This is a genomic window from Acinetobacter higginsii, assembly GCF_000369845.1.
Taxonomy (GTDB): domain Bacteria; phylum Pseudomonadota; class Gammaproteobacteria; order Pseudomonadales; family Moraxellaceae; genus Acinetobacter; species Acinetobacter higginsii.
The window spans coordinates 72,869-91,387 of the sequence record NZ_KB850211.1 but is presented as its reverse complement, the minus strand read 5'-3'; the positions used below and the strand labels follow the sequence as shown (position 1 = coordinate 91,387).

20 protein-coding genes and 1 pseudogene are annotated in these 18,519 nt (G+C 41.6%); 8 read left to right on the top strand and 13 right to left on the bottom strand.

Going from position 1 to position 18,519, the window contains the following annotated elements; genetic code table 11:
* Positions 1–2: 2 nt before the first annotated feature.
* The 6 genes from F885_RS19525 (at position 3) to F885_RS19555 (ending at position 5,375) form a co-directional block, all read left to right on the top strand.
* Positions 3–869 (top strand): NAD(P)-dependent oxidoreductase, encoded by an 867-nt coding sequence (locus F885_RS19525; RefSeq protein WP_005312243.1) that lies wholly within the window; start codon positions 3–5, stop codon positions 867–869.
* Between the two features lie 23 nt (positions 870–892).
* Complete coding sequence (locus F885_RS19530) at positions 893–1,687, top strand: hydroxypyruvate isomerase family protein (protein WP_005312240.1); 795 nt, start codon at positions 893–895, stop codon at positions 1,685–1,687.
* An 81-nt stretch (positions 1,688–1,768) separates the two neighbouring features.
* Positions 1,769–2,167, top strand: a complete 399-nt coding sequence (gene rsfS / locus F885_RS19535; protein ID WP_004655709.1) for a ribosome silencing factor — start codon at positions 1,769–1,771, stop codon at positions 2,165–2,167.
* A 174-nt stretch (positions 2,168–2,341) separates the two neighbouring features.
* Positions 2,342–2,962 carry an NUDIX hydrolase gene (locus tag F885_RS19540; RefSeq protein WP_005312236.1) on the top strand — a complete coding sequence of 207 codons (621 nt, stop codon included), beginning with the start codon at positions 2,342–2,344 and terminating at the stop codon, positions 2,960–2,962.
* 180 nt (positions 2,963–3,142) lie between these two features.
* Entirely contained in the window at positions 3,143–3,964 is an 822-nt protein-coding gene (locus F885_RS19545; protein WP_005312233.1) for an SDR family NAD(P)-dependent oxidoreductase, read from the top strand.
* Positions 3,965–4,299: 335 nt separating this feature from the next.
* Positions 4,300–5,375, top strand: a protein-coding gene (locus F885_RS19555) for an IS3 family transposase (protein ID WP_085946061.1) whose coding sequence is annotated in 2 segments (ribosomal slippage) — positions 4,300–4,552 and positions 4,552–5,375 — 1,077 coding nt in all. Because the reading frame shifts where the segments join, the coding sequence is not laid out codon by codon here.
* A gap of 34 nt (positions 5,376–5,409) precedes the next feature.
* On the opposite strand, the gene F885_RS19560 is transcribed toward F885_RS19555, so the two are convergent.
* From F885_RS19560 to F885_RS19575, 4 genes are all read right to left on the bottom strand, one after another.
* Entirely contained in the window at positions 5,410–5,811 is a 402-nt protein-coding gene (locus F885_RS19560; protein WP_005312226.1) for a hypothetical protein, read from the bottom strand.
* Between the two features lie 218 nt (positions 5,812–6,029).
* Positions 6,030–7,484 carry an NAD(P)(+) transhydrogenase (Re/Si-specific) subunit beta gene (locus F885_RS19565; RefSeq protein ID WP_005184817.1) on the bottom strand — a complete coding sequence of 485 codons (1,455 nt, stop codon included), beginning with the start codon at positions 7,482–7,484 and terminating at the stop codon, positions 6,030–6,032.
* Between the two features lie 3 nt (positions 7,485–7,487).
* The gene (locus F885_RS19570) at positions 7,488–7,811 is read right to left on the bottom strand and encodes a proton-translocating transhydrogenase family protein (RefSeq protein ID WP_004655717.1); all 324 of its coding nucleotides are present in this window, start codon (positions 7,809–7,811) and stop codon (positions 7,488–7,490) included.
* Positions 7,812–7,822: 11 nt separating this feature from the next.
* Positions 7,823–8,950, bottom strand: coding sequence for a Re/Si-specific NAD(P)(+) transhydrogenase subunit alpha (locus F885_RS19575; RefSeq protein WP_004804441.1), 1,128 nt, complete (start codon positions 8,948–8,950; stop codon positions 7,823–7,825).
* Between the two features lie 866 nt (positions 8,951–9,816).
* Here F885_RS19575 and F885_RS19580 point away from each other — a divergent pair.
* Both F885_RS19580 and F885_RS19585 read left to right on the top strand, forming a co-directional pair.
* Positions 9,817–10,224 carry a RidA family protein gene (locus tag F885_RS19580; RefSeq protein WP_005312223.1) on the top strand — a complete coding sequence of 136 codons (408 nt, stop codon included), beginning with the start codon at positions 9,817–9,819 and terminating at the stop codon, positions 10,222–10,224.
* A gap of 19 nt (positions 10,225–10,243) precedes the next feature.
* Positions 10,244–11,437, top strand: a complete 1,194-nt coding sequence (locus tag F885_RS19585) for an MFS transporter (RefSeq protein ID WP_005312220.1) — start codon at positions 10,244–10,246, stop codon at positions 11,435–11,437.
* A 364-nt stretch (positions 11,438–11,801) separates the two neighbouring features.
* Here the strand turns inward: F885_RS19585 and F885_RS20410 are convergent.
* The 9 genes and pseudogenes from F885_RS20410 to arsC all read right to left on the bottom strand — a co-directional run.
* A pseudogene (locus tag F885_RS20410) lies at positions 11,802–11,953 on the bottom strand (Fic family protein); the annotation flags it as partial.
* A 12-nt stretch (positions 11,954–11,965) separates the two neighbouring features.
* On the bottom strand, positions 11,966–13,138 hold the full coding sequence (locus F885_RS19590; protein WP_050560226.1) for an MFS transporter: 1,173 nt from the start codon (positions 13,136–13,138) through the stop codon (positions 11,966–11,968).
* A gap of 75 nt (positions 13,139–13,213) precedes the next feature.
* Positions 13,214–14,281 carry an ArsO family NAD(P)H-dependent flavin-containing monooxygenase gene (locus tag F885_RS19595; protein ID WP_005312214.1) on the bottom strand — a complete coding sequence of 356 codons (1,068 nt, stop codon included), beginning with the start codon at positions 14,279–14,281 and terminating at the stop codon, positions 13,214–13,216.
* Between the two features lie 101 nt (positions 14,282–14,382).
* A complete protein-coding gene (gene trxB / locus F885_RS19600; RefSeq protein ID WP_005312212.1) occupies positions 14,383–15,336 on the bottom strand; it encodes a thioredoxin-disulfide reductase in 954 nt (317 codons plus the stop codon).
* Between the two features lie 17 nt (positions 15,337–15,353).
* Positions 15,354–16,058: an arsenical resistance protein ArsH gene (gene arsH, locus F885_RS19605; RefSeq protein ID WP_005312209.1), complete on the bottom strand. Its 705-nt coding sequence runs from the start codon at positions 16,056–16,058 to the stop codon at positions 15,354–15,356.
* 5 nt (positions 16,059–16,063) lie between these two features.
* Positions 16,064–17,107 carry an ACR3 family arsenite efflux transporter gene (arsB, locus tag F885_RS19610; RefSeq protein WP_005312206.1) on the bottom strand — a complete coding sequence of 348 codons (1,044 nt, stop codon included), beginning with the start codon at positions 17,105–17,107 and terminating at the stop codon, positions 16,064–16,066.
* A gap of 7 nt (positions 17,108–17,114) precedes the next feature.
* Positions 17,115–17,588 (bottom strand): arsenate reductase ArsC, encoded by a 474-nt coding sequence (locus F885_RS19615; RefSeq protein WP_005312203.1) that lies wholly within the window; start codon positions 17,586–17,588, stop codon positions 17,115–17,117.
* A gap of 6 nt (positions 17,589–17,594) precedes the next feature.
* Positions 17,595–17,918, bottom strand: coding sequence for a metalloregulator ArsR/SmtB family transcription factor (locus F885_RS19620; protein WP_005312201.1), 324 nt, complete (start codon positions 17,916–17,918; stop codon positions 17,595–17,597).
* A gap of 59 nt (positions 17,919–17,977) precedes the next feature.
* Positions 17,978–18,412 (bottom strand): arsenate reductase (glutaredoxin), encoded by a 435-nt coding sequence (gene arsC, locus F885_RS19625; protein ID WP_005312198.1) that lies wholly within the window; start codon positions 18,410–18,412, stop codon positions 17,978–17,980.
* Between the last annotated feature and the right edge of the window lie 107 nt (positions 18,413–18,519).

The following is an 18,519-nucleotide window of genomic DNA, read 5'->3' as shown; positions in this document are numbered from 1 at the left end:
ACATGCATGCGAATCAAAAAACACCAATCGCTTTCTTGGGGATGGGTTTAATGGGTACACGTATGGCCAGCCGACTCTTACAAGCAGGTTATCCTGTGGCGGTCTGGAACCGTAGCCCACTTGCATGTGAACCTTTGCAGCAGCAAGGTGCCTTACACTTAAAGCTCGATGACATCGGCAGCTATCCTGTTATTTTGACCTGTTTAGCCGATGATCAAGCAGTGCAAAATGTTTTCACCCAAATTCAACCCTATTTGAAAGCTGAGCAAATCATTGTTGATTTCTCGAGCTTGTCAGTCTCTGCAACGCAACAATTGGCTCAGTCTGCTCAACAACAACAGGTCACATGGATCGACTCTCCCGTATCAGGCGGAACCATGGGAGCCGAACAAGGTACATTGGTTATTTTTGCAGGCGGTGATGCGAAGACGATCGAGCAACTCACCCCAATTTACAATGTACTCTCACAGCGTGTCACCCGTATGGGAACATCGGGTACAGGACAAGCGACTAAAATTTGCAATCAATTAATTGTTGCCGCCAATAGTACCCTGATTGCAGAAGCTGTCGCCCTTGCCGACCAAGCAGGCGTCGACACCGCATTACTTGCACCTGCACTCGCGGGTGGCTTTGCCGACTCAAAACCCTTTCAAATCCTTGCGCCGCGTATGGCAACACAGACCTTTGAGCCAGTACAATGGAAGGTGCAAACCCTATCAAAAGATTTAAACAATGCATTACTTCTGGCACAGAGTTTTAACTTAAAGATACCTGTGGCACAAAAAGCTCTATTACAGTTACAAGCTCACCAAGAAAATGGCTTTGCTGATAAGGATTTAGCGACTATCATCAAAATTACAGAACAATAATTATTGATTCAGGGAGTCTGAAAATGAGCCATCTTGCAGTCAATTTATCCATGATTTTTACTGAAGTCCCTTTAATTGAGCGCTTTGCTTTAGCGCACGCCCATGGTTTTCAGCATGTAGAAATTCAATTTCCCTATGAACTCGACGTGATTGATATTCGAACTCAACTTGAACAACACAATCTTTCCCTCTGTCTGATTAATGTCCCTGCGGGTGACTTGATGCTAGGCGGCAATGGGCTTGCAGGTGTGCCGGGACGAGAAATTGAATTCCATCAAGCGCTTGAGCTGGCAATTCGTTACGCCACTGCACTGGATGTGCCACGTGTGAATATTCTCGCTGGTAAACAACCGCTGGATGCCGATCTGCTGCCGTGTCTCAATACGCTTGCAAACAATCTAAAACTGGCCTGTCACATGCTGACCGAACAAGGTATCGAACCCGTTTTTGAAATGATTAATGGCACCGATATGCCTCGCTTCTTGGTTCAAAATATTGCCCAAGCCCAAGAAATGCTGGAAGCCATCAACCATCCCGCCCTAAAAATGCAATATGACTGTTATCACATGGCGATGATGGGTGAAGATGTATTAACAGGATTACAGGAAAATATCGATCAGATTGGGCACATCCAATTTGCCGATTGCCCAGATCGCCATGAACCCGATACGGGAAATATCCCCTATAAACAGATCTTTGACTGGTTGCTACAAAGTGACTACCGAGGTCTAATTGCAGCAGAATACAGACCAAAAACACAATCAGATCAATCTTTTGCATGGAAAAACAAGTATTTTTCCAATGATGTGAATACATAAACTGTTACTGCTAAAATTTGAACTTTTTAGAGAAAAACGGTATATTTGACAATGAGCAATTGTCAGGAAAATATACCCTCTATGAATTTAGAACCATCGCCCAGCGCTTCTAATTCTCACGACCTAAAAATCAAAACAGCGAACAAAGATGTACAAGCGTGCCTAAACGTTGTACATGAAGCTCTCACTGATGTAAAAGCCAAAGATATTCTTGAACTTGACGTAAGTACGATCAGTAATGTTGCCGATGCAATTGTGATTGCAAGCGGTACATCGACTCGTCATGTTAAAGCCCTTGCAGACAATGTTGCTGATGAAGCACGTAAAGCAGGTTTCCGCCCAATCGGTGTCGAAGGTGAACGCGATGCTGAGTGGATCTTAATTGACCTCGGTTTTGTTGTGGTACATGTGATGTTACCAACCGCGCGTAAGTTCTATGACTTAGAAAGCTTATGGCGTGCACCCGAATCTGTAGCGTAAAGCTCTCAAAAAAAGCGACCGAATCGGTCGCTTTTTTTATACGACATACATCAATCAAAAGAGATCTAAACACAAGCAAGCATAAGCCGACTCAATCCTTACCCCTGTTGCTCGTTGTAAAATTTAATAGCAATGCTAGTATTAAATCCTCTGCTTAATCACAGCTAAAATAAGATGAAAGATTCAAGTGAATGGATTGAAACACTCAATAAGATTACAGGACTCGCGCAATCAGGTTTGTACTACAGCAAAGATGTGTACGATAAAGAGCGTTATGAGCAACTACTTGATCACGTCCGTACCCTGATTGAATTAAAAGAAATTGATACCTCCCATTTTATCCCAAACGTACTACAAGATATTGGCTATGCAACACCCAAAATCGATGTCCGTGCTGTTGTATTTAAAGACAATAAACTTCTATTAGCCAAAGAAACACAGGACGGCTTATGGTCTATTCCAGGAGGCTGGGCAGACGTTGGATATTCCGCTGCCGAAAATGCGGAAAAAGAAGTTCTTGAAGAAACAGGATTAGAAGTAAAAGCGGTTAAACTCCTCGCGCTCACAGACCGAAGAAAGCACCCTCACCCCGCTATGTTTCTGCATGTCTATAAAGCGTTCTTCTGGTGTGAACTGATTGGCGGTGAACTCAAGCCAAGCATCGAGACCTCTGAGGTGGGTTTCTTTACTAAGGATGAATTACCACCGATTTCGACAGCTCGTGTTACAGAAACACAAATCCACCAATTTTTTGAGTTACTACAAGAATTACCCGAAAATACTTATTTCGACTAACGTTCAATTCTGAAACCCATTAAAAAACATAATCCCCAAAAACAACATCTTTGCTATCTAAGGACTAGCAAATACCAATCATCTCCCACCTTTAAATTTGACATGACAAATTGTCAAAATTGCAGCACTATACAGATTCTTGCAATCTCACTAAGAAATAGCATAACTGGAGTACAGGAAGTGAAAATACTGATTACAGGTGCCAATACAGGCATTGGTTTTGCCACAGCAGAACAGTTGGTCAAACAAGGGCAACACGTGATTCTGGCGTGCCGAAACCCACAGAAAGCACAACAAGCACAAAACAAATTACGTGCACTCGATCAAGGGCAAGTCGATCTCATCTCCCTCGACCTCAACAGCCTTGAACTGACTCAAAAAGCAGCGGATGACATCGCAGATCGTTATGGCAATCTGGATGTGTTGATCAACAATGCAGGCTTATTTGCCAAAACCAAACAACTGACTGCTGATGGTTTTGAGCAACAGTTTGGCGTCAACTATCTCGGTCATTTTTTATTGACCCAAAAACTGCTTCCCGTTTTAAAACAATCTCCTCAAGCACGTATTGTGCATTTGGCCTCAATTGCACATTGGGCAGGCTCAATCAAACCCAACAAATTCCGCGCAGAGGGTTTTTATAATCCGCTATTTTATTACGGACAATCTAAACTCGCGAATTTACTGCTCAGCAATGCATTGGCAGAACAACTAGCTGACAGCACAATCACCAATAATGCGTTACACCCAGGTGGCGTCGCTTCGGATATTTATCGCGATCTGCCTAAACCTGTCTATGCGGCGATGAAACTTGGCTTAGTCCCTACTTCTGTTCCAGCAAACCTGATTACTCAAATGGCAATTGGCGATGAATGGAAAAATCGTAATGGAGAGTATGTCAGTGCGCATATGCCAGATTGGAAATCTTCACATGCCAAAAATCAGCAATTGGCACGTGATCTTTATCAACAATCTATGCAACTGGTCGAAAAGTTTCTTTAAAGAATAAGCCAAATAAAAAGCCACCCGAGGGTGGCTTTTACAATCCTGATTAGGGTCAGATTAGTGACCACCACCATTGATTGCTTTAGAGTTTTAATCATTAATTCTATATTTTTCAATTACAGCCTGTTCTAACTCACGAGTTACACTAACTGTAGTTCTATAAACATCTTCATGCTCCATAAAATGCAGATTCCAAAAACCTAGCTCCTTACCATCCTTATCATATTCTTGAGAATGGTGTAGTTCATAATTACTTATTTCGGTAATCCCCCCTAAAAATAATAGGATCTAAAAGTAGAATTTTCTCTTAAGATACGAGCAGGAGATTCTGCATGAAAACATCTAAATTTACTGACAGTCAGATCATGTCCATCTTGAAACAGGCAGAATCTGGCACACCTGTAGCGACCCTTTGCCGTGAACACGGCATGAGTAATGCTACCTTTTATAAATGGCGTGCCAAATATGGTGGTATGGATACATCATTAATGGCTCGACTGAAAGAGCTAGAAGCCGAAAATACCAGACTTAAAAAGATGTATGCGGAAGAGCGATTAAAGGCCGAAATCATCCAGGAAGCGATGGCAAAAAAGTGGTAAAGCCATCTTGCCGGCGTAAGATGGCACAACAGGCAGTTGCCCAGCATGCCATTAGTATTCGTTTGGCTTGTAAAGCATTTGGTATTAGTGAAACCTGCTACCGCTATCAAGCCAATCTCAGCGATGACAATGCACTCATTGCTGAACAGCTCATTGAACTCACTGAGGAAAATTCCGATTGGGGCTTTGGTTTGTGCTTCTCGTATTTACGGCATGTTGAGAGTTGCTGCTGGAATCACAAGCGGGTTTACCGCATTTACTGTGAGTTGGCACTGAATCTGCGTATTAAACCGAGAAGAAGACTAAAACGGCATGCGCCTGAACCATTGAAAGAACCAATCCGAGAAAATCAGGTTTGGTCATTAGATTTTATGCATGATCAGCTTTCCGATGGTCGCAAGTTTCGATTATTGAATGTGATTGATGATTACCGCCGCGAAGGCCTAGCCATTGAAGCAGGGTTCTCATTGCCCACAATCAGGGTTATTCGTACGTTGAATCAATTGCTGGAGTGGCGAGAAAAGCCGTTAGTTATTCGGTGTGACAATGGCCCGGAGTTTATCAGTCACGAATTTGTGCGCTGGGCTACTGAGCACGGTATTCGTATTGAATATATTCAACCGGGTAAGCCACAGCAGAATGCGTATATTGAACGCTATAATCGGACCATACGTTATAGTTGGCTGAGCAAGCATTTATTTGATACTTTGGATGAAGTACAAGATTATGCAACAAACTGGTTGTGGCATTACAACCATGAAAGACCACATCAAGCTAACAAAGGAAAGCCACCTCTAATGGCTGCTTAACCTCTACTTTTAACTTCGGTTATTTATGGGAGGATTACCTTTCGTAATAATATAAATTTCCATTTCTATCGAAGTGGTTAGTTCTAGATCCTAATAAATCTTCATTAAATTCAGTTATATCACTCCCCATCAATATGAATTTATCATCCATAAAAATATAATGATCTACTCTAGGCATATTTTTTGTTCTATCATTTGAAAGTTCTTGATAAGCAACTAATTTATAATTTTCTCCCGCATAGATTTCAATTGTACCAATTCTATTTAAACGATTAATTATGGTTATTTCCTCATAAATAAAATTATTATCTTTATCTAAGCAGGTAATTTTAGAAGATAGCCAAATAGATCGCTCCATACCAACATCTAAATCATTCAATATAATCTTTTTTATTGGATAGTCTTCATGTACTTCTTGAACTGTGACTTCAATCATGATGTAAAGATATGCATGAGTGCATTATTATCAGTATGTATTAGCTTATAAGATACAAACATTTTTTCAAATGAAAAACTTTAAAAATACTGATCAAACCACCAACCTTATGTAGTGAAATAATTTTATTTTCGAGAAAATTGAATGAATTACAACCGCCATTTCCCGATAAAAAAAGCCACCCGAAGGTGGCTTTTTCAATCTCAAGCAGGGTCAGATTAATGACCACCACCATTGATTGCTTTGGTCATGTCTTCAACAACTTTCTTGGCATCACCAAAGATCATCATGGTTTTTTCATTGTAGAACAAGTCATTGTCTAAGCCAGCATAACCTGTCGCCATAGAGCGCTTGATCACCATAATGGTACGTGCTTTATGCGCTTCAAGAATCGGCATACCATAAATCGGTGAAGTCGGATCGTCTTTCGCCGCAGGGTTCACAACGTCGTTTGCACCAATGACCAGTACCACGTCTGTTGCGGGGAAGTCTGAGTTGATCTCGTCCATTTCCAAGATGTCTTCATAAGCAACATCTGCTTCAGCTAATAAGACGTTCATGTGACCAGGCATACGACCAGCAACTGGGTGAATCGCAAAGCGAACTTTTACGCCTTGCTCTTTCAAGATTTCACACAATTCTTTCACCGCATTCTGTGCACGGCCTTGCGCCATACCATAACCAGGTACGATCACAACGCTGTCCGCATTTGACATCAGGAAGCCTGCGTCATCTGCTGAACCAGAACGGTGGTTACGTTGAACTTGTTCACCCTTATCTGCCGATGCAACTGCTGCACCGCCCATTGCACCACCAAACAATACATTGATGATTGAACGGTTCATCGCCTTACACATGATGTAAGAAAGAATCGCACCAGAAGAACCTACAAGCGAACCTGCAACGATCAACATATTGTTTTCAAGTGTGAAACCAATACCTGCCGCAGCCCAACCCGAGAATGAGTTCAAAAGTGATACCACAACTGGCATATCACCACCACCAACTGGTGCAATCCACACCCAGCCAAATGCAAGTGCAAGTGCTGTCATTGCCCAGAATGCAGTCATGTTACCCGTAGTGAAGAAGTAGAAACCACATGCAAGCATCGCAATAAAGATGGTTGCTTGAACTGGTTTAACCCATGCACCAGAAATTGTTTTTGCCCATTTCTTCGCAGCCAATTTACCGTAAGCAAATACAGATGCAGTAAATGTGATCGCACCAACGAAGCAGCCAACAAACAATTCAAATAAATGAACTGAACTCATATGTGCATGTTGAACACCAGCAGCTGTTAACGCAGCTTCATTTTGTTCAAATAAAACATTGAGTTGGTTGTTGTGCAGAATCGCCGCAATTGCAATCAATACCGCAGCCAAACCGACAAGAGAGTGCATCAACGCAACCGTTTCAGGCATTTGTGTCATTGGCACTGTTTTCGCACGTGCGATACCAACGACAGCACCCAATACCATTGCACCACCGATCATCCAAACAACAGGATGTTCAGCAACAAAGAAGGTCGTTACTACCGCAATCGCCATTGCGATCATACCGTAGCGATTACCTGCAATTGCAGTCTTAGGACCAGACAAGCCACGTAAAGTTAAGATAAAGAGGACAGCACCAATCAGGTAGAACCAATCCGCATAGTCTCGAATGAATTCCATTGCTTAGCCCTCTTTTTTCTTTTGCTTCGGCTTGAACATTTCAAGCATACGAGCAGTTACAGCAAAGCCACCGAAGATGTTGATACTTGCCAAGAACACAGCAATCGCACCAAGGATACTCACCACGTTTACACTTTGGAATGCAACGTTAGCATCTACACCAATCGCAGGCATACCCACTGTTTGAATCATCGCGCCAACCACAATAATGGAAGATAACGCATTGGTTACCGCCATTAATGGTGTATGTAACGCAGGTGTTACACCCCACACCACGTAATAACCAACGAAGATGGCAAGGACGAAAATTGTAATCGTTTCAACCATGAGAACTCTCCTTAACCGCGCTTGAGCAGTACTTGACCGCCATGAGTCACGAGTAACGCTTTTTGGATTTCTTCTTCTTGATTGATCGCAAAGGCTTTGTCTTTGTCGAATAATGTCTCAAGGAAGTTAAAAACGTTACGTGCATACAGTGCAGATGCTTCAGTCGCAACTGTGCCTGGAATATTTGGAATACCCAAAATTTTCACGCCATTTTCAGTTGTGACTGTTTCGCCTTCTTTAGAACCTTCAACGTTACCGCCCGTTTCAACTGCCATATCTAAAATGACAGAACCCGGTTTCATTTTGGCAACAGTTTCAGCTTTAATTAAACGCGGAGCATTACGACCCGGAATCAATGCAGTGGTGATTACGATGTCAGCATTTGATACAGCTTTATCTACAATCGCAGCTTGGTCCTTGATGTATTGCTCACCCGGCTGCCAACCATAGCCGCTTTTCGCAGCTTCAGCAGCACGTTGTTTTTCTTCATCGGACATTGGCACATCGAGCCACTTACCGCCTAAAGATTCAACCTGCTCTTTTGCTGTTGGACGTAAGTCAGTTGCTTCTACGACTGCACCCAAACGTTTCGCAGTCGCAATCGCTTGAAGACCTGCAACACCAACACCCATAATCACAACACGTGCAGGTTTTACAGTACCTGCAGCCGTCATTAACATTGGGAACATACGTTGATATTCAGCCGCAGCTAACAATACAGACTTATAACCCGCCAAGTTTGCTTGAGAAGAAAGTACGTCCATGTTTTGTGCACGCGATAGCGTACGTGGCAGTAATTCCAACGCAAAAGCAGACACTTGCTGAGTTGCAAACTGGTCTAATTCTGGATTGCGGTAAGGGTCAAACATTGCAATTACAGTCGTATTCGCCGCAAGCTTTTGAATTTCGTCACCTTTAGGGGCACGTACCTTCAAAATAATTTGGCTGCCTGTATATGCATCGTCCGTAATGGTTGCGCCAACTTGTTCATAAGCACTATCAATATAGGCAGCTTTAACACCAGCACCACGTTGAATGACAATACTATGACCTGCGTTAATCAACTTCTTCACTGTTTCTGGTGTAGCCGCTACACGACTTTCACCTGCAACAGTTTCGGTTGGGATTCCGATCTGCATGAGCGTTCCTCAAGCTAGTTTTTCTTAAGTAAACATCGCAAATAGCAATGTTTCCCCCAGGAGTATTCTTTGTAGAAATTTGGATTCTAATGGAACTTTTTTAAATTTCCACCCAATATTTATTTAATAAATACCTATATTTTGAACTGATGATTCACATTTATATTTAGAGCTTGTATGATCCGCAGGTTTGCCTTTTGATCGAACAACGCAGATCTTTCATCTCTTCTTCACATACAAATCTGACCGCTTACACCGTGAATCGGTTCATTTCTATACTGTGCCCTTCCTGATTTGGATGATCACAGCGGTATCTATTCAACATCTCTACCTCTCATCCTGATCATCAGGAGCGTTTAACCAAATCCATTTTCATCGACATTGGTTATTTCTTTGACGCTCTACCAATGTATTGGTTGAATCGGCATCATAATCATGCAGTTGTGGCGAGGGATTGGCTTCTCTGAACTTTTATTGGTCTTTTCGGCGAGTTTTTATCTGACAATTTATAACAAGCCATCAAAGAGTGAGAATGAAAGACGATTTTTGCTTATCAGTAAATCTGAATTAGATGAAGTTAGTTGCTCAGAAAAATTTAAAAGAATGAAAAAAACTTAAATAGGCATTTTTTCAAGTGATATTTGTATGGTTTTGTCTAGCAAAAGCTGCTTTATTGCACAATATTGGTGCAAATATTAAACACCCACTCAATCCATCTCTTCAATTTAATTTTTTAAAAACCCAAATGCTGAGAAATCGCTCATTTATTCTGACTTCTGCTGGCTTTAGGTTCAAAATATTCTTGACCTCAAGTTAGATTGAGCTTTGATACTGAGTCATCTCCATCTTCAATGTGATGTGTCACGATGAAACCGACATTTAAAATGATCAATCCCAGTGAACTTTATGATCCACACAGTAATGGCTATAGTCATGTAAGCATTGTTCCACCCAATATGCGTACCATTCATATTGCCGGTCAGGGTGGTGAAAATAAAAATGGTGAGCTTTCTAAAGATTTTGACCAACAGGTACAACAAGTCTTCTATAATATTCAACACGCTTTAACTTCAGCCCAAGCACAACTATCAGATATTGCCGTTTTACGTATGCTCGTGGTTGACCATAATGCGGAGAAACTTCAAATCTTGGCTCAAACCATACAACACTTATGGTCGCAGCATGCCTTTCCTGTCTGTACCCTTATTCCTGTATCACACTTGGCATTAGCAGGGATGCAAATTGAAGTTGAAGCAACTGCCTATACCGCATAAACCAGTGATAGAGAAAATTATGTCTGCCCCTCAAGATATTAGTCAAAATAAAACCTTACTTTGGTTTATGGCTGCAGCATGTGGTTTATGTGCGGGCGCCAACTATTATAGTCAGCCTTTGATTCACTCGATTCAGCAGTATTTTGCAGTGACTGAAGGTCAAGCAGCGCTCACGGTAACCTTTGCTCAAGTCTCTTATGCACTTGGCCTGCTGTTTATTGTCCCAATGGGCGATGTAGTGAACAAAACCAAATTCATTCCTTTGCTCATGGTATTTTGTGCTGTAGGTTTATTTATTAGCGCTTTCTCGGTCAACTTACCGATGCTTTGGCTCGGTACCGTCATGGCAGGACTGTTCTCGGTAGCAGCTCAAGTCTTAATTCCGCTTGCCACCATGACAGTGAAACCCGAAAAAACGGGGGAAGTAATTGGCTTCTTGATGAGTGGCTTACTGGTGGGTATTTTACTCTCAACCAGTCTTGCAGGTCTGTTTTCTAATCTATTCCATTGGAAAGTCATTTATGTGGTCAGTGGTGTGCTGATGCTGATCTTGGCCTATGCATTGAAAAGCCGCTTACCTTATGCCATGCGCATGAAAATGAATTATGGGCAAGTCTTTGTCTCGATGGCGCAGTTACTCAAGCAAGAGAAACGTTTGCTCTTGCGTGCACTTGCAGGCGGTTTTGCTTTCGCTGCGGTCAGTATTCTATATTCAACGATCGCGCTACTGTTGACTTCAGCACACCATCTGCAAGATCTGTTGATTGGTATGGTGCCTTTGGTCGGGATCTTTGGTGCGCTCTCTACGCAATATATCGGTAAATATGCCGATCAGGGTTATACCAGCCAACTGACTTGGATGGGTTGTGCTTTATTTATCGTGAGTTGGATCTGCTTCTATTTTGGGCAAAGCGTGTTACTCAGTTATATCCTCGGCTTTGCATTGATTCAGTTGGCATTGGCCTTGGTCCATACCAGCAATCAGAGTGTGATTTTCCGTTTACGTCCTGATGCAAAATCCCGTATCAATGCTATTTATATGACCGCCTACTTTACTGGGGGTGCATGTGGTTCGGCCCTTGGTATTTTTGCATGGAATCACGGCGGCTGGAGTATGACCTGTTTGGCTGGAATCAGTCTGGTCTTTGCCTGTATGTTGTTTAGTTTCTTCGACCATCTTTTGACGAAGAAAAACAATATGCTCACCTCCTAGCAATTCATCCGCATAGTGAAAACTGAAGTGACGGGGATCAGCATTGGTGAATTGATCACAAAACTCGTATAATGCTGCCCTTTCTTTTCTTGTCCACATCCGAGAACCGTTTATGCAACCACTTGAATCATTAAAGCCACGTATTTCCGTCGCCCCGATGATGGATTGGACCAGTAAAATTTTATTTTTAATTTAAATCAAAAACTTATTAGAAATTTTAAAATTTTTAGGCGTAAAATAGGCGCAAATAACGTCCATATTTCGTCCAATTTCACTATACTATTATTTTAATTTTAAGCGCTCGTTTATTAATCAATATAGTAGCATTTAGCTCATTTTATCTCAACTCTACACCTAAATTTGATCATTTCAACCTATAGCGTTGCTTCGGACTTTTCGGCTTATCTGGAATAGTGCATTTGACCAAACCAACTTCTATTGCAGGATTCAAATAATTCCTTGGAACGTTACTCGATGGGTTAATCCGACCAATTGGATCAACTCAGCCAAAGTATAGCCTGCTACTTCTTAGACCTGCTGAATGGGTAATTTCAACGTGCCAAGCAATGCGATAAAAACTAACGTAGTTAAAATTATCAATAAGATATTGACTCCCCACTTTTCAAGAATAAATGCAGAGATGAGAGGGCCAAAAGCCAATGCAATCATGATAGGCCGACCTAATAAGCCCATTCTGGTTGCATAGCCTTCTCGCCCAAATAAGGCAAGAGGTAATGTGCCTCGAATAATAGTGAGAATACCATTGCCTGCGCCATATAAAGCCGCGCCAAGCAAGGCTAAGGCATATCCATCCGTAAACAAAAAAATGATGCCAAAGAAACTAATCAATACTCCAACACGACTCGACCAACTTGGATGTAAGTTTTTAAACAAAGAGAACTCAAGCAGTCTCGCAATGATCTGCGCTGGACCAATCATCATCCCGATCGCAAGGGCTGTTGATACACTAAAACCAATGGTTTTTAGCATCGATAATAAATGAACTGAAATTGTCGCCACAACAAAAGATTGTACCGTCAAAATAACGGCTACCAACATAAAGAGTCGATTACCTTCTTTGTGTAGATTGGTTTGGCTATTGAGTTCTTTAGCATGAGCTTCCGTGCTTTGTTCTTCTCTAGGAAGTAAAAAGTAATGCAACGGTAAACCAAGCAGCAGATGAAATAATGCAAGAATGAAGCAAGTAATTCTCCAACCGTATAAGCCTTCTAAAAATACGATGAGCGCCCATCCGATAGTACTGGCTAAGCCACCTAATAGTGTTACTCCTACTATCGCTGTTTTTGCATCTTGACCAAGTAATCGCCCCAAGGTTGAAAATGCAGCATCATATAAGCCAAAAGCCATACCAATACCGAGCATTGTCCATGCAAAATAATAAACCAATAGATGAGAGGAAAGCCCTAAACATAACAGTCCGATAGCGAAGAATATTGAACTAATAGAGAGTGCTTTTCTTCCACCAAATTGCTCGATAAACCGTCCAACTTTTGGAGAGCAAATACCTGTAACAATAAATCCCCAAGACAATCCTACAATCGCTAAAGTTAGAGACCATCCTGTGTCTTTGGCAATAAGATTAGCCAGTACTGCGGGTAGATAAAATGTAGAGCTCCACGCAAGAATCTGTGTAAAGCCCATAACAGCAATGAGTTTATATTTTCTTGAATGAAGTAACATCACAATAAAGAAGTATCCATAAAGTATTGAGGGGTAATGCAAACCTTTCTATACACTGCCTTAAATGCATAGCTCTTAAACATTAGCCAAATAAGCATATATTTGATCTACCGCTGCTCTTGCTGTTCTAGAAACCCCAATGAGTGTAGCGGATGCCATGCCTGTCCACTCCCCATAGCCAACCAACCAAAGGTTATTTACTTTTATTGAGCGTCCATCATTCACATCAACCGTCTGATCAGGTTTGACAACATCCAGACTTCTTAAGTGATCCAGTGAAGCCTTGAATCCTGTACACCAAATTACAGCATCTACCGCTTGTCTTGTACCATCAGCCCAAACAACGGAATGCTCCTCAAATGAGGTAAAGGGTTCTCGACTATGTAGTACGCCACGTTCACGTGCCTCTTTGACACTGTCTATCATGACAATATCACCCAGACCACCAACGGGTTGATCAATCACACGACCTTCCTGTTGAGCTTTTAAACGTTCAGTTGCCCGAAGAAACAAGACCCGCCCATCAACGTCATCTGATAAAAATTGAGGTGGTGTTGCTGTGACCCAAGTGGTATCTGCAACCTTTGAGACTTCGGCAAGAATTTGTGCCCCTGAGTTACCACCACCAACTACGATCACTTTTTTATTAATAAAAGGATCTGGATTCACATAATGTGCTGAATGCGTTTGTAATCCTTCAAATCGTTCACGTCCTTTATAATGCGGAATATAAGGCTGACTCCATGTCCCTGTAGCACTGACCACCGCTTTAGCTCGCCAATATTGATCGCCAGCATACACGTCTAAGTAGCCATCTTTTTGTTCGATATGATCGACATGAACTGGTCGAATAATCGGAAATTGATAGCGTTGCTCATATGCCGACAAGTAGTCAATCACTTCATTTCGCGTTGGGTAGGTTTGTTCAGTTGTTGGCATCATCCAACCTGACAAAGAGCTCCAAGTATTTGGAGAAAAAAGACGAAGCGATTCCCAAGCATGTGACCATGCACCGCCCGCCTGAGATTGATCATCTAAAATAATAAATGGAATTTTCTTACGTTTGAGGAAATAAGCTGTAGCAAGTGCTGCCTGACCACCACCAATAATGACTACATCGACTTCAGCTTGTAATTGAGTCAAAGTATATCTCCTATTATTTATTGTCATAATCAAAATTTAACGCCCAGTCTGCAATAGACTGGGCGTATTTCATACAGTTTTCAAGCGTTTAAATGAGCCTTTCAATTGCTCAATTGATCAAGATACTTTTCGGCATCCAAAGCTGCCATACAACCTGAGCCTGCCGAAGTAATTGCTTGGCGATAAATGCTGTCAGCAACGTCACCCGCAGCAAATACCCCAGCCACAGAAGTTGCTGTTGCATTGCCTGAAGTACCACTTTGTACTTGAATGTAACCATCACGTAGAGTGAGTTGACTGTCAAACATACCTGTATTCGGTTTGTGACCAATAGCAACAAATAAGCCCTGAACTTCAACATCTTGTATGCTTTCGTCCAAAGTTGACTTCAAGCGAACTGAAGTAACACCAGTATTATCACCTAAGACTTCATCAACTTGATTGTTCCAAAGAATACTAATTTTGCCTTCTTTTTCTTTGGCAAAAAGATGATCTTGTAGAATTTTCTCTGAACGTAAACTGTCTCTACGGTGAACTAAGGTGACATGTTCAGCAATATTAGAAAGATAAAGTGCTTCTTCAACTGCTGTGTTACCACCACCCACGACCATGACTTTTTGATTCTTATAAAAGAAACCATCACAAGTTGCACATGCGCTGACACCTTGACCCATGAATTTAGCTTCAGATTCAAGACCCAAGTATTGTGCTGTCGCACCTGTTGCAATAATCAGTGCATCACAAGTAAATTCTTCCATGTCACCTTTAAGCACAAATGGACGGACGCTTAAATCAACTTCATTAATGTGGTCATACACAATCTCTGTGCCAAAGCGTTCAGCATGGGCTTGCATTCGTTCCATAAGTGCAGGACCAGTTAAACCTTCTGGGTCGCCTGGCCAGTTATCTACCTCAGTGGTCGTTGTTAATTGACCACCAAGTTGTATACCTGCAATCAATGTGGGTTTTAAGTTTGCGCGTGCTGCATATACAGCGGCACTATAACCCGCAGGTCCTGAACCTAAGATCACTAATTTAGAATGTCTCTTTTGCATTTCTGATCACCTAAAGTTTATAAGCTACGTTGATTGACACGCTTAGATAATTCTTCTGCCGACTCTTTTCGCTCTGAATAACGGTCTGTGAGGTACTGACTTTGCCCACGAGTGAGCAAGGTGAACTTATATAGTTCTTCCATGACATCGACAATTCGATCATAGAAGGATGAAGGTTTCATCCGTCCATCTTCTTCAAACTCTAAAAAAGCTTTTGGAATAGAGGATTGGTTCGGAATAGTGATCATACGCATCCAACGGCCTAAAATACGCATCTGGTTTAGGCTGTTAAAAGACTGTGAACCGCCACTGACCTGCATCAATGCCAAAGTTTTTCCTTGCGTTGCGCGAATCGCACCACCTGCCAATGGAATCCAATCAATTTGCGATTTGAAAATTGAACTCATTGAGCCGTGACGTTCAGGTGAGCACCACACCATTCCTTCTGCCCAAGCGAGTAAATCATGCAACTCTTTAACCTTTGGATGTTCAGTGTCCGCATCTTCAGGTAAAGGCAGCCCTTTAGGATGAAAGATTTTTACTTCGGCACCTAGCTGCTCCAAGATACGTCCTGCTTCCATTACGGCCAATCGGCTGTATGAACGCTCACGGTTAGAACCATACAGCAGTAAAATACGCGGTGGATGATCCAACTCTTTAGCTTGTACTTTTTCTAAAGTAGGTTGATCCAAAAGATTCATATCTACATTTGGGAGAGTCATAGAAATTACACCTCTGCTTTAAAAAACTTTTTTCTGAGCCATAAAGACACGCTAACTAAAGCAATCAACACAGGCACTTCAACCAGTGGGCCAATTACAGTGGTAAACGCCACAGGTGAGGCTAAACCAAAAGTTGCAATCGCTACAGCAAGTGCCAATTCAAAGTTATTTCCCGTAGCAGTAAAAGAAATTGCTGTGGTTTTAGGATAATCGTTCCCCATCCATTTGCTCATGAAGAAGCTGATGAAGAACATCACAATAAAGTAAATGGTCAATGGAATCGCAATACGCAAGACATCCATCGGTAAGCTCACCACATCGTTCCCTTTCAGGCTAAACATCGCCACAATCGTGAACAATAAAGCCAGTAGACTCAGTGGACTAATCTTAGGTAAGAAGACATTTTGATACCAAGCCAAACCTTTAGCACGAACTAAAATGAATCGGGTCATAAAGCCAAGAAAAAATGGAATCCCTAAATACACCAGTACCGCATGGGTAATCGTCCAGAAATCCACATTGATCACTTGCCCTGCAACACCAAAATACGGTGGTAAGAAGGTCAAGAACAACCAAGCATAGGTACTGAAAAATAAAATTTGGAAGATACTGTTAAAGGCCACCAATGCAGCAACATATTGGTTATCCCCACAGGCCAAACCGTTCCACACCAAGACCATCGCAATACAACGAGCCAGTCCTATCAGGATTAAGCCTGTCATATACTCTGGATAGCTATGTAGAAAAATAATGGCTAATGCAAACATCAATACTGGTGCTATCACCCAGTTCTGTACCAAAGACAAAGTTAAGGTTTTTTTGTCTTTAAACACTTGTGGTAGCGCTGCATAATCCACTTTTGCCAAAGGTGGATACATCATCAAAATCAAACCAATCGCAATTGGAATATTGACGGAATCCACACTCATTTTATCCAATGCCACTGAGGCTTGTGGAAAGAACACACCGATCGCAATTCCCAACCCCATCGCAATGAAAATCCATAGCGTGAGGTTACGATCTAAAAATGACAGTCTTTGTTGAGCCATGATGTTCTCATTCAATATCTGAGATGTGATTGATTGCAGCAATCAATTCAGGACGAGACATATGCGCTGTATCCAGTGCCAACAATGCATCTAAACGACGATTGATATGGTCTACAGTCACTTGGAATGCTTTTAGTTTTTCTTCTTTAGGTAAGTCTAAGTGTGATGGATCAGCCAAGCCCCAATGTGCCTTGATCGCTCCACCCAAATAAAGCGGACACGCTTCTTGCGCTGCTGAATCACACACGGTAATCACCACATCAGGCTGATATTGTTCACAATCATCAATGGTTTTGCTCCACAAACCATCGGTCGAAAGCCCTAAGTTTTCTAACGTTTCAATGGTCAATGGATGTACCTGTCCAGATGGCTTACTGCCTGCACTGTACGCTTTCCAACTTGCAGGCGCACGACTGTTAAACAGCACTTCAGACAAAATGCTACGGCAACTATTTCCAGTACACAAAAAAAGGAATTTCATAATCTATTACTCACAATAACTATTTATAGGAAACATATTGGTATCGACCACAACTTGATTGGGTGATGTTTTTTGTAAAGTGCTTAGAATTTCAAAACACCAAGCTGGTAGTTGTGGATTAATGCTGTAGTACACCCATTGGCTTTGTCGTCTGTCCTGCAACAATCCTGAAGAACGTAATAACGCCAAATGCCTCGAAATCTTGGGTTGGCTCAGTTGTAGCTTTTCTGTCAGATCACAGACACAGAGTTCTTTATTCTCAGCAATTAAAGTCACGATATTGAGACGGGTTTCATCTGATAAACATTTAAAAAAATTAACTTGATCCATCTTTGCTACCTATTTATTCATTTGGATATACAGATAATCATATACAAAAATTAAATTTTTTAATTTACTCTCTGACCATTTTCATCAATCACTTGTTCACCATCTTCTTTAGTGAAAGCACCCTTTTGCGGTAATGGCAAAATATCCAAAACCACTTCTGACGGGCGGCTTAAGCGAGTGCCTAGTTCAGTCACCACGAATGGACGGTTAATCAAAATTGGATACTGAAGCATAAAGTTAAGCAATTGATCTTCAGTCCAATCCTCTTGATCAATTCCTAAATCTGTATATGGAGCAACATTTTTACGAATCGCTTCTCTCACTGTTAAACCCGCATCCGCAATCAGCTGAATAAGCTCACTTTTAGATGGCGGATTGACAAGATATTCAATAACTTCAGGTTCAATATTGGCATTACGAATTAATGCCAATGTATTACGTGATGTACCACATTCAGGGTTGTGATAAATTTTAACGTTTGGAGTAGCAGACATTTGCTCAAACTCAACAGGATCTTTGAATATATTTATATACGAATAAACATATATATGCAATTCCCAATATACCCATTTTCATAATAAAACTTCTACTTCAAAATTCT

What these genes read in the sequence shown, in the direction of transcription:
- F885_RS19525 (WP_005312243.1), top strand. Translation starts at nt 3, where the DNA reads ATGCATGCGAATCAAAAAACACCAATCGCTTTCTTGGGGATGGGTTTA.
- F885_RS19530 (WP_005312240.1), top strand. Translation starts at nt 893, where the DNA reads ATGAGCCATCTTGCAGTCAATTTATCCATGATTTTTACTGAAGTCCCT.
- rsfS (WP_004655709.1), top strand. Translation starts at nt 1,769, where the DNA reads ATGAATTTAGAACCATCGCCCAGCGCTTCTAATTCTCACGACCTAAAA.
- F885_RS19540 (WP_005312236.1), top strand. Translation starts at nt 2,342, where the DNA reads ATGAAAGATTCAAGTGAATGGATTGAAACACTCAATAAGATTACAGGA.
- F885_RS19560 (WP_005312226.1), bottom strand. Translation starts at nt 5,811, where the DNA reads ATGATTGAAGTCACAGTTCAAGAAGTACATGAAGACTATCCAATAAAA.
- F885_RS19565 (WP_005184817.1), bottom strand. Translation starts at nt 7,484, where the DNA reads ATGGAATTCATTCGAGACTATGCGGATTGGTTCTACCTGATTGGTGCT.
- F885_RS19570 (WP_004655717.1), bottom strand. Translation starts at nt 7,811, where the DNA reads ATGGTTGAAACGATTACAATTTTCGTCCTTGCCATCTTCGTTGGTTAT.
- F885_RS19575 (WP_004804441.1), bottom strand. Translation starts at nt 8,950, where the DNA reads ATGCAGATCGGAATCCCAACCGAAACTGTTGCAGGTGAAAGTCGTGTA.
- F885_RS19580 (WP_005312223.1), top strand. Translation starts at nt 9,817, where the DNA reads ATGAAACCGACATTTAAAATGATCAATCCCAGTGAACTTTATGATCCA.
- F885_RS19585 (WP_005312220.1), top strand. Translation starts at nt 10,244, where the DNA reads ATGTCTGCCCCTCAAGATATTAGTCAAAATAAAACCTTACTTTGGTTT.
- F885_RS19590 (WP_050560226.1), bottom strand. Translation starts at nt 13,138, where the DNA reads ATGTTACTTCATTCAAGAAAATATAAACTCATTGCTGTTATGGGCTTT.
- trxB (WP_005312212.1), bottom strand. Translation starts at nt 15,336, where the DNA reads ATGCAAAAGAGACATTCTAAATTAGTGATCTTAGGTTCAGGACCTGCG.
- arsH (WP_005312209.1), bottom strand. Translation starts at nt 16,058, where the DNA reads ATGACTCTCCCAAATGTAGATATGAATCTTTTGGATCAACCTACTTTA.
- arsB (WP_005312206.1), bottom strand. Translation starts at nt 17,107, where the DNA reads ATGGCTCAACAAAGACTGTCATTTTTAGATCGTAACCTCACGCTATGG.
- F885_RS19615 (WP_005312203.1), bottom strand. Translation starts at nt 17,588, where the DNA reads ATGAAATTCCTTTTTTTGTGTACTGGAAATAGTTGCCGTAGCATTTTG.
- F885_RS19620 (WP_005312201.1), bottom strand. Translation starts at nt 17,918, where the DNA reads ATGGATCAAGTTAATTTTTTTAAATGTTTATCAGATGAAACCCGTCTC.
- arsC (WP_005312198.1), bottom strand. Translation starts at nt 18,412, where the DNA reads ATGTCTGCTACTCCAAACGTTAAAATTTATCACAACCCTGAATGTGGT.